Here is a 9,610-nt window from a genome sequence, read left to right as displayed (position 1 = left end):
GTGGCGCAGAACGTCAATGGTCGCCGCTCGGCCATTGACGGGCGCACGACGCGCCATTCCGGCTATGGGGTCAGCTTGCGCATCCGCAAGCGCATCGAGGAGGCGTTCGGTTGGATCAAGACCGTCGCGGGGCAGGACAAGACGAAGTTCCGTGGCCGCGACCGCGTCGGATGGGCCTTCACCTTCGCGGCCGCCGCCTATGATCTGGTGCGGCTGCCGAAACTGTTGGCGGTGTCGTCATGAGCGCGGCCCCGAACTGCCGCCTGATTGGCCGCTGGCGGATCGTCGAGGCCGATCTATGGGATCGGGATTATCTCGACCTGGTTGACCCCGCCACAATCACCATCGGGGCCAACGGGCATGGCGAAATCGCCTTCGGTGCGATGCAAGCGAGCCTCGATCTCGGCTACAGCACGTCCATGGTCTTCTTCAGATGGCGCGGAAGCGATGAAATGGACGAAGTATCGGGCGACGGTCATGCCGAGTTACTCGATGATGGCGCGATCGAGATCACGTTCGCATACGATAGCGGAGACGAGGCCGTGCTGAAGGCCAAACCAGAGACTTCTTCAACAGCCTGCTAGTGCCAGCGTTCCAGGATAGGACATGACGATCTGCGAAAGGCTCACGGCCATCGAAGAACTCCCGCTAATTAAAGTATCAGGTTAAAAGAGGCCGGAACGCAAAACGGTCTCGTTCCGGCCAGTTGCAGGCTTGGGGGAGCTACTTCTTCGGGAGGAAGTCCTTGCAATTCTGCTTTGTAACAAGCGGAGCATCGAGATAGACGGTCTTGGACGGAATAACCGTTGCCGCATCTTCCTTTTTCACGACGATGCTTTCTATCCATTCACCGGTCTGTGCGCCCATCTTTTCAAAAGGCTGGGAAACCGTTGCAATCATAAGGCTATCCGGCTTGCAGACTTCCTCGATTGCTTGCGGATGGCCATCGATACCAATGACTTTGACATTCTTCAGACCAGCCGCATTCAGAGAGTTGATTGCCGCCTGCGCTGGTTCATCCCATGGAGCCCAAACCGCATTGATTTCTTCACCAAACCGCGAAGCATAGTCCTGCATGGAACTGGTCGTGTCATCAAAGAAAGCGGTATAATCGATGTTGTGCTCCGCAAGGATCTTCACTTCCGGATACTCTTTCAACACCGTAGCCATGATATCACCACGCTTACGCGTGCCGTGATGTTCTGCCATACGCAAGAAGATGAGATTGCCCTTGCCACCCATTTCATTGAGCAAATAAGGCGATACACTCGCTGACATTGCCCAATTATTGGTGGTGACATCGACGAGAACGCCATCAACCTGTCCGCTGTCGATCGCGAAGACCGGAATTTTCGCGGCAACAGCTGAATCGATAGCGGCACGCGATGCGCGCAAGTCGGACATGCTCACGATTATTGCATCAACGCCGCGCGATGCTGCATCCTGAATATTGGAAGCGGTACGCTCACCTGAACCACCGCTATCTAGCACACTGATATTCCAATCTTTATTGGTATCCTCCAGCCAGGCATCAAAACCCGCCTTTGCGCGTTGCTCAGACTGCGCGGCAGCATTGGAATGCACCCAGGCAACATTCGTCGCCGATGCGCTAGCGGTGCCCATCAGCACGGCCATGGCTGCAACAGCAACAGTTTTCTTGATAAATCCTGATCCCATCATTCCTCCCCGAAGCGGTGTGGTTGTATCCACTGCGCAACTTCAAATTGTTGAACTTGACCTCATGCACGAATAAAAGCCGTGCCCCGCACTGACCTGCTAATCCTCCTGAACTGCCGGGATACGCGCCATCGGTCTCTGCTCCTCCAGAGAAAGATGTTTTCATTCCGCTAATGCTTCAGCTCCGCATTCCAATTGACCCGTTCGCTCTTTCGCGCTCTTGTCCGCCAGAATGTTTGGTATTAAGCGTCGGAAAATTACAAATATCACATGGAATTACATTTGTAATTTTAATCGATGATTGAAGTGAGGGACGAATGAGTGAATCTGAAGACAGCCTAATGGTACGCGTTGCATGGCTCTATTACGTTGGAGGATTCCACCAGGAGGCGACTGCTTTAAGACTGGGATTAACGCGTGCGCGCGTCAATAAAATCCTCGGAGAGGCCAGAGAAAGCGGCCTTGTCAGCATATCGATAGACCATCAGAACGCAGGAACATTGCCTCTGGAAAATGAGCTTATGCGCCGGTATGAACTCGATTTTTGTATTTCGACACCGCCATTTGGCTTCGATGCAAACGATGACACCGCATCCGAGATCCGCAAACAGGTTTCCTTTCGTGCCGTTGGCGTTGCTGCAGCAACTTACCTAAAGGACTTTCTCGCGGATAATCAGGAAGCGACTATCGGAACCGGTTGGGGTCGAACTATTGAGCAGATGACATTACAACTTGCGGGTGTGTGTTCGCCGCAAGCGCGTTTCATCTCAGTTATGGGATCTTTGACAGCAAACTCTGCTTATAACCCGTTCGAAGTTGTGCATATGCTCGCACGGCGCACCAGTGGCCAGGGCTTTTTTCTACCCGTACCATTTATCGCCGATTCTGCAGAAGACCGAAAAGTTTTGATTTCGCAGCGCTCTGTTGCCCATGCCATGGAAATAGCCCGGACGGCTTCGGTATGTTTTATCAGCGCCGGCGAGTTGACCGAGGATTCACTGCTGCGTCGCCAAAACATGTTGAGCAAAGCAGAACTTGAAAGCCTTCGAGCTGCAGGCGCAATTGGTGATACAAACGGCATCTTCTTCGATAAGGACGGTCATCAAATTGACCACGAAATGAATCGACGAACGATTGCCCTCGGCTTTTCAGAACTGCAGAAAATTCAAGTTGTCCTACTCATTGCAGGTCAAGAAAAGGCAGTGGCAGCTAAAGCACTACTTAAAAGTGGCATCGTCAATGGGCTTATAATTAATGGTGACGCAGCAGAAGCACTGAAGAATATTTCGTAGGAAGTTCAAAATCAGTATTGGCCAGAGCATTTTTAATCGCAAGTTCTGACATCAATTCCGATATCAGCATATGGCAAAATAGTTTTTGCCATATGCTTACCATCCGCCACCACAGCGTCTCCAACAGCATTGAAGGCCCATTGGCGGCACCTGTATTTTTCTTATTACCATCCCTCTTGCAGTACCGATTCCAGCGTATCCGCGAAGTAATCAGCGCTTTCTTGCGTGAGGCAAAGAGGGGGGTTTGATCTTGAAAATATTCAGGTGGTCACCCGTCGGCTGCATGATGATGCCAAGTTCAAGCAGTCGGTCACATAGAGCCATCGTTTCTTCGGTAGCAGGCTCCAACGAAACATGATCCCTGATAAACTCCAACCCCATATAAAGTCCCATACCATGAACAGCACCGATCAATGAATATTGCTGTTTCAGACCTTGCAGACGTCCCTTGAGATGATCGCCTACCTTACGTGCATTGGCCTGAAGTTGTTCATCTTCCATAATGTCGAGAACAGTATTTCCAACGACTGACGAGACTGGACTGCCTCCGGCAGAGGAAAAGAAATAGCCTTCCTTTTCCAGCGCATCAGCAATTTCCTTGCGCGTAATCACTGCGCCAAGTGGATGTCCATTGCCCATGCCTTTTGCAATAGTGATGACGTCCGGCACAACCTGCTGTTGCTCAAAGCCCCAGAAATGATGGCCTGTACGGCCGTAACCAACCTGCACCTCATCAGCGATGCAAAGCCCGCCTCGTGATCTGATTTCTTGATAGACCCTCTTCAGATAGCCCGTGGGCAGCGGAATTCCACCCGCATTCCCGTAAATCGGTTCACAGATGAAGCCCGCAAGCCCCTCGCCTGATGCATCGAGCGCAGTAAGCTTATCGAGAACAGTCCCAATATATTGTCCGGCAGTCATGTTCCCGCGATAGGTATTGGGAGAAACCACCGCATGCACCCATGACGGCCGCGTTCCAAGAGCATTGGGATTATCGGCAGTTGATGTTGAAACTGCATCGCTCCCCACCGTCCAACCATGATATGCTTCAAGTAACGAAACGATATTGCGACGACCTGACCATGCCCAGGCAAGTCTCAATGCCAGATCATTTGCCTCAGAGCCGCTATTGACCAGAAATACAGTATCAAGCCCATCCGGCGCCAAAGCCGCAAGTCTTTCCGAAAAACAGCTACTTCCGAATAGTGGAAGCGCGAATTGGTATTGAGTTTCAACCACTGTCTATGAACATTTTCTGCAAGGCGCGGATGGCCATGACCGATAGTGGTCACGTTATTGACCATATCAAGATATGCACGTCCCTCAGTATCGAACAAATGCTCTTTCCAGCCGCGCTCAATTTGCGGGGGATTTTCGTAATAATGCTTCTGCGTACCGGCAAGACTTTTGTAGCGTTTCTCAAGCAGTGACGCGGGTTGCATTGAAGATGCGTCGATAGATAAGCAAAGAAATCCTGCGGGAGATGGGCAAAGTTCCGACCATACCGCAGCCTGCGATGGTTTGGCGAATTGCGGCAGCGCATCAGACACAATTTCGGACTGTTGAACGTAAATGATGCCCAATCCGCCTTGATCATTGCGAGCCACACCGAGCACATCACCCGAAGATACCGAGTGCGCTAATCCATCACGTATGTCCAAGCCATTCAAATGCAGATTGCTCTCACCATCTCGCAAAATGAGAGACCCATCGGCAAAATCCGCACTCCCATCGAAAGGCGCAACTATTTTTGTTCCTGCGGGGACACAAACTGCAATATGCAGTGCGAAGCTTTCTGGTTCAGTGCGGCTGTTAACCCGGGTGCGTGTTAGTCGATACTCACCATATCTCGTCAGGCTGCATCCCGTCTTACGAGCGGCATCGAATAAAATTTGCTGTTTTATATTGCTCGAATTCCAGTTCCCAGCCACGAAGGCGGAATAATCGATCGAAAGGTCGACTTGCGTTGCAGAGTTGAGATCAACACTCGGAACGATAGACTTTCTATTGGCGTGGTGCTTGGCCTCGAGATCAATATCCAGCGCGAGGAATATTGCCTTTTCCATCAGTTCGAATGGCACTGAAGTCGCTGTCTCGAAGATGATCCGTTCATGTGCGGCATTGGCCGCTGCATAATCATTACTCGGATCAAGTCTAAGTTGCTGATGCGATGCTGCAAGCAACACGCAAGCGCGCGCGACAATCAAAGGCCAGAGGGCGATAAGCTCTTCTTTCTCCAACAGATAAACGGCATGAAACGCCTTCACAGCTGGGAGAATTGAGAAAGGGTCTCCGTCTCCATGATGCAGCAACGATGCACATGTTGTCGCCAGCTCGGCAATCAGCCAGCTTTTCGTCATATCCCCAAAATCAATTACCGCATAGGGCAACACAGACCCCGAGATCTCTCTACGGCCAACAACATTATCATCCGTGATGTCATGGTGGATAACCTGAACACGTAACTCCGCCTTTACAGGGTCAAGCCGCTTTCGCACTTGTTCCATCGCCACAAGAATGGGGGGCGGCAACCGAGCTGGGATCACTATCCTGCAACAAGAAAGGTATCGCCGCCTCAGAATAAGCCAGATCCCACGGGGATTTTTTCACAGCGCCTGGATGCGAAAAGTCTGCCAAAGCGTACGCGACATTGCCTGCAAGGGTACCAAGCGCTTCAATCGCAGTACCGTTCAAATATTTGCGCGCCGTCAGCATTTCGCCTTCGATAAAGCTCAGCAGACGAACATGATAATTTTCTGCTCCAACGGTAGCAGCACCAATGAATTCGTCATTTCGACAAGAGATGACTTTGGGAATAACAAATGAACTATGGAAACCATCGTCCTGTTTTGAAGCGAGATGCTGCAAAATCGCATTCTGCGCCTCGAGTTCAACGCGCGGATATTCGCTGCGGCTGATTTTGAGGACATAGCTTTCACCAGCAATGCCAACCTTAAAGTTCCGGTCCTGCTGGCTACCAAGCTCACGCAACTCGCCCTTCAGCCCGTAAACTGAACTAAGAATATCCGCAGCGTCCTCAATTGTAAGGCTCGGGCGAGGCAATTCAGCTTTCGAAAAAAGGGACATTTCAGACATATGGCTTTCCAATAGAAAATGGTTCGACGGAGCGAGAAATACGACGCGCCTTCAAGAAAGCGCATCGACGTTTGGCCACGACTTATCGCTTATTATATCGGGCGTAATAGCGCTCAATGCGGGACTGAATAAACTCGAACGAGATGGAGAGCATCCAGTAAATCATGGAAGCAGTGATCAGCATTTCGATGTGTCTGAACTCGGTCTGGCCTTGAGTTCTTGCAACATACATCAGCTCCCAAACACCGATAACCGAAACAAGCGAAGAGTCCTTCAACATCGCAATGAACTGGTTGCCTGTTGGTGGAATGATGATCCGCATGGCTTGCGGCAGAATGACAAGCCACATCGTCTGTGCCGAACCGAGACCAAGTGCCGTGGCACCTTCCTTCTGTCCGCGCGGAATGCTTTCAATACCTGCACGGAAAATTTCAGTCATATAGGCGCCATAGCAGAGCGAAAGCGCGAGAATGCCGGCAGGGATCGCACCGATCACATAACTTATCTGTGGCAAGCCAAGATAGATAATATAGATCTGCATCAGGAGCGGTAAGCCGCGAAAAAGCGACGTGTAGAAAGTCGAAAGCCCGTAAATGACACCGTTCTGCGACAGCTTTGCTATCGCGCCGATAAGCGCAATGATGGTGGCTATCACGATGGAAATCGCGGAAATATAGAGTGTCGTTACCGTTCCCTGTGTGATCAGAAAACCGATCTTACGTGCGATAAACGAGAACGACAGATCAAACGAGTAAAAGAAGAGCATCAGCAGGACGAAGAGTTCGGTCCATACCGCGACAACCTGCTGATTTCTCTATAGTCGCTTCAGCAGTTTCCAGTTCAGGAACAGTATCAGAGAGATGGAAAAGGCTGACAAAACCCTTGCAACAACGGGGTTTTCCTTCACCCAGTCGGCAAGTGGGGGTACTATTGTGCCCAGCCAATGTGCACTAATGCCAATTGAATAGAGCGCCACCATTGTGATTGCGAACAGCACAAGACCACCAAGCCTGCGCGCTGTATCGGGGTAGTTGAGAATGAATCGTCCAAGCATGAACGGCCTCCTTCAATTCGGTGTGCACCCTGTGCCGATCGGCTTAACGGATGTCTTTTTGATCTGGGGGGATAAATTTTCTTAGAAACAAGCGGCTGATCAGGCAGAGCGTTCTCGCCACTTGTCCTGTGCCTGCAGTTTCCAATAGGTAAGTTGAGCAACGGCGAGACCAGCGTAACCCCCTGCCGAGACCAAGCCAAAAGGCTCAAAAAGCTTGTAACGATCAGTCGAACCAAGAATTCCTTCGGCCACCAGCTTGCCACCGATAGCGGTGGTGTTCAGGCCATGACCGCCAAAGGCCGTGCAGTACCAAACGCCACTCGGCATTTTTCCGATTTGGGGCATGAGGTGGCGCGCATATGCCATCAGACCAGACCAAGCGAGTTCTGTCTTGAGTCCAGACAGTTGCGGATAGGTGCTTGTCATTTCATAACGCAGCTCTCGCACCAGCCCCTCAGTTGAGGCGGCGCGGGTTGTTATGCGGCCACCCCACAATACGCGCCTACCACCTTCAATGAGCCTGTAATAATCGCCAGCTCTGCGACTATCACCGATCGCCGCTGATGCTTTGATAGCTTCGCTGATGAGATCAGGAGCAACTTCAGAAACCATGACATAGGTCGCTATCGGCAAATAGGATCGTTGAAGTTTCTTATTCAACCCACCTGTATAACCACCTGTGGTGATCACTAGATTTTTGGCCTGAACTGAACCTCGGCTTGTTCGAACCATTTTCTGCGCATTCGAAACGTCCATAGATTGCGCTGCGGAATTCTCATAAATCTTGCCGCCAAGACGCTCGATTTCCTGAGCGAGAGCGCGTGCATAATTGAGTGGATGAATGTGAAACGCCTTGGGATCGCGAATGGCCTGATAATAACGTTCAGACTTCAACACCGACCGAACTTCATCCCGCGACATATATTCAAGGCGGTAATTGAAGTCTCTCTTTGTCTCCGCCACTTCGGCCTGCAAAGCGGGCGCATCTTCGTAGCGCTGTACGCTGATCAGCCCATGCCTGGGATCTGCAGACGTGATATTCAGATCGCGAATTGTTTCGCCAACAAATTCCATGCCCTCTACCGAGAGCCTGTGGAGCTTTTTCGCAGCTTCGTCGCCGACTGTGGCAGCGATCTTATCATGACCGGTTGCAAAACCGGGACTGACAAAACCGCCATTGCGCCCCGAGGCACCAAAACCGACACTCTTGGCTTCAAGAACGATGATAGACTGTCCCTGCCGCACCAGTTCCAACGCTGTTGTCAGACCGGCCAGACCAGCACCAATAATGAGGGTTTCACACTCCTCATTTCCAACAAGGGCTGCCCGTTCTTTGGTATCAGCCATGCTTCTGAAGTAATGCGTGTCAGGATAGTACATCTTGTTACCAGTCTGAATGTATTGATTTTTTCCATTTTCAATTCACACCCGTCCTGCCTCGCAAGGCAAAGCCGGGGCTTGATGATGAATTGATCAGGAAACCTGATGTGTTTTTATGGGAAGCAATTAGTCTTTGCTGTAATCCGCGCCGTACCACTTGGTCGTAAGCGTTGCGAGGGTTCCATCATCCTTCAACTGCTTGATGATTTCTCCGATCTTTGCAGTCCATTCAGAATCATTCTTTTCTGCAATCACAACCAGCGGTTCGCGGAATGCATAGCCGCCTTCGAGAACGCGAACCGGATAGCCGTTCTTGATAGCAGTCTGAGCTGTCTGTTCTGGTGCAATGACAGCATCCAAACGCACACCATCGCCCAAACGAAGGTCGTCAAACGGCATCATGGAATCTTCAAAGGTACGAACTTCTCCGGGAGTGACTTTATATTCAAAAGTCGGAAGATCAGGCGCATCAATTTCAAGGCGACGGTTGATGAAATCTTCAGACGTGGTCCGGGTTTCAACCCCAATCACCTTGCCGTTCAGATCGTCGGTCGAATGCGCTTTGCTGTCCTTATGTACGACATACACATAGGGGCTGTAATAGTAGATTCCAGCAAAGTCGATAGCCTGTGCGTGTGCTTTGGTTGGCGTTACTGAACCAACGCCAACATCATAACGTCCCTGCCAGTGACCACTGGTTAGCGTTGGCCACTCAGGAGTTTCAAAACGGACTTTAACACCCAAACGCTTGCCGATTTCATTGGCCACATCAATATCGAACCCAACAAGTTCGTTATTGTCATCAAGAAAACCCTGTGGAGGCCATCCGACATTGGTGGCGACTACCATTTCCTTTTTCTCGTTTACACGATCCAGAGTGGGGCCGGCATGTGCCATTCCGGAAAACAAAAACAATGACGCTGATGCGATTGCGAATAGCTTATTCAAGTTACCCTCCGTTGGTGCGGTTATATTTGTTAGATCAGTGCAGGATCTGGCTCAGGAACAGCTTGGTGCGTTCATGCTGCGGGTTGTCGAAGAACTCGGCTGGCGAATTCTGCTCAACGATCTGGCCCTGATCCATAAAGATCACGCGGTTTGCGACCTGACG

At 50.9% G+C, this 9,610-nt stretch carries 11 protein-coding genes and 1 pseudogene; 3 read left to right on the top strand and 9 right to left on the bottom strand.

Annotation, left to right across the window (positions count from 1 at the left end):
• Both GAK38_RS22575 and GAK38_RS22570 read left to right on the top strand, forming a co-directional pair.
• Window positions 1–243 (top strand): transposase (locus tag GAK38_RS22575; protein ID WP_325347151.1); only part of this gene is annotated, 243 nt, incomplete at its 5' end.
• Window positions 240–584 (top strand): hypothetical protein, encoded by a 345-nt coding sequence (locus GAK38_RS22570; protein ID WP_325347150.1) that lies wholly within the window; start codon window positions 240–242, stop codon window positions 582–584. The genes GAK38_RS22575 and GAK38_RS22570, both read left to right, overlap by 4 nt.
• A gap of 139 nt (window positions 585–723) precedes the next feature.
• Here the strand turns inward: GAK38_RS22570 and GAK38_RS22565 are convergent, their stop codons facing one another.
• Window positions 724–1,710, bottom strand: coding sequence for a sugar ABC transporter substrate-binding protein (locus GAK38_RS22565; RefSeq protein WP_325347149.1), 987 nt, complete (start codon window positions 1,708–1,710; stop codon window positions 724–726).
• A 284-nt stretch (window positions 1,711–1,994) separates the two neighbouring features.
• On the opposite strand from GAK38_RS22565, the gene GAK38_RS22560 reads away from it, so the two are divergent.
• Window positions 1,995–2,969 carry a sugar-binding transcriptional regulator gene (locus GAK38_RS22560; RefSeq protein WP_325347148.1) on the top strand — a complete coding sequence of 325 codons (975 nt, stop codon included), beginning with the start codon at window positions 1,995–1,997 and terminating at the stop codon, window positions 2,967–2,969.
• Window positions 2,970–3,179: 210 nt separating this feature from the next.
• Here GAK38_RS22560 and GAK38_RS22555 read toward each other — a convergent pair whose 3' ends face one another.
• The 8 genes and pseudogenes from GAK38_RS22555 to GAK38_RS22520 form a co-directional block, all read right to left on the bottom strand.
• The gene (locus GAK38_RS22555) at window positions 3,180–4,136 is read right to left on the bottom strand and encodes an aminotransferase class III-fold pyridoxal phosphate-dependent enzyme (RefSeq protein WP_325347147.1); all 957 of its coding nucleotides are present in this window, start codon (window positions 4,134–4,136) and stop codon (window positions 3,180–3,182) included.
• On the bottom strand, window positions 4,067–5,476 hold the full coding sequence (locus GAK38_RS22550) for a hypothetical protein (protein WP_325347152.1): 1,410 nt from the start codon (window positions 5,474–5,476) through the stop codon (window positions 4,067–4,069). Before GAK38_RS22550 ends, GAK38_RS22555 begins: the two co-directional genes overlap by 70 nt.
• Complete coding sequence (locus GAK38_RS22545) at window positions 5,451–6,065, bottom strand: phosphotransferase (protein WP_325347146.1); 615 nt, start codon at window positions 6,063–6,065, stop codon at window positions 5,451–5,453. Before GAK38_RS22545 ends, GAK38_RS22550 begins: the two co-directional genes overlap by 26 nt.
• 82 nt (window positions 6,066–6,147) lie before the next feature.
• Window positions 6,148–6,831, bottom strand: a complete 684-nt coding sequence (locus GAK38_RS22540; protein ID WP_325347145.1) for an amino acid ABC transporter permease — start codon at window positions 6,829–6,831, stop codon at window positions 6,148–6,150.
• Window positions 6,832–6,879: 48 nt separating this feature from the next.
• Entirely contained in the window at window positions 6,880–7,119 is a 240-nt protein-coding gene (locus tag GAK38_RS22535; RefSeq protein WP_325347144.1) for a hypothetical protein, read from the bottom strand.
• A gap of 99 nt (window positions 7,120–7,218) precedes the next feature.
• On the bottom strand, window positions 7,219–8,466 hold the full coding sequence (locus GAK38_RS22530) for an NAD(P)/FAD-dependent oxidoreductase (RefSeq protein ID WP_325347143.1): 1,248 nt from the start codon (window positions 8,464–8,466) through the stop codon (window positions 7,219–7,221).
• A 159-nt stretch (window positions 8,467–8,625) separates the two neighbouring features.
• Window positions 8,626–9,447 (bottom strand): transporter substrate-binding domain-containing protein, encoded by an 822-nt coding sequence (locus GAK38_RS22525; RefSeq protein WP_325347142.1) that lies wholly within the window; start codon window positions 9,445–9,447, stop codon window positions 8,626–8,628.
• A 34-nt stretch (window positions 9,448–9,481) separates the two neighbouring features.
• A pseudogene (locus GAK38_RS22520) lies at window positions 9,482–9,610 on the bottom strand (amino acid ABC transporter ATP-binding protein); the annotation flags it as partial.

It is taken from the genome of Xylophilus sp. (assembly GCA_009914555.1).
Taxonomy (GTDB): Bacteria; Pseudomonadota; Gammaproteobacteria; order Burkholderiales; family Burkholderiaceae_C; genus WNDY01.
This window is presented reverse-complemented; position numbering and strand designations above follow the sequence as displayed.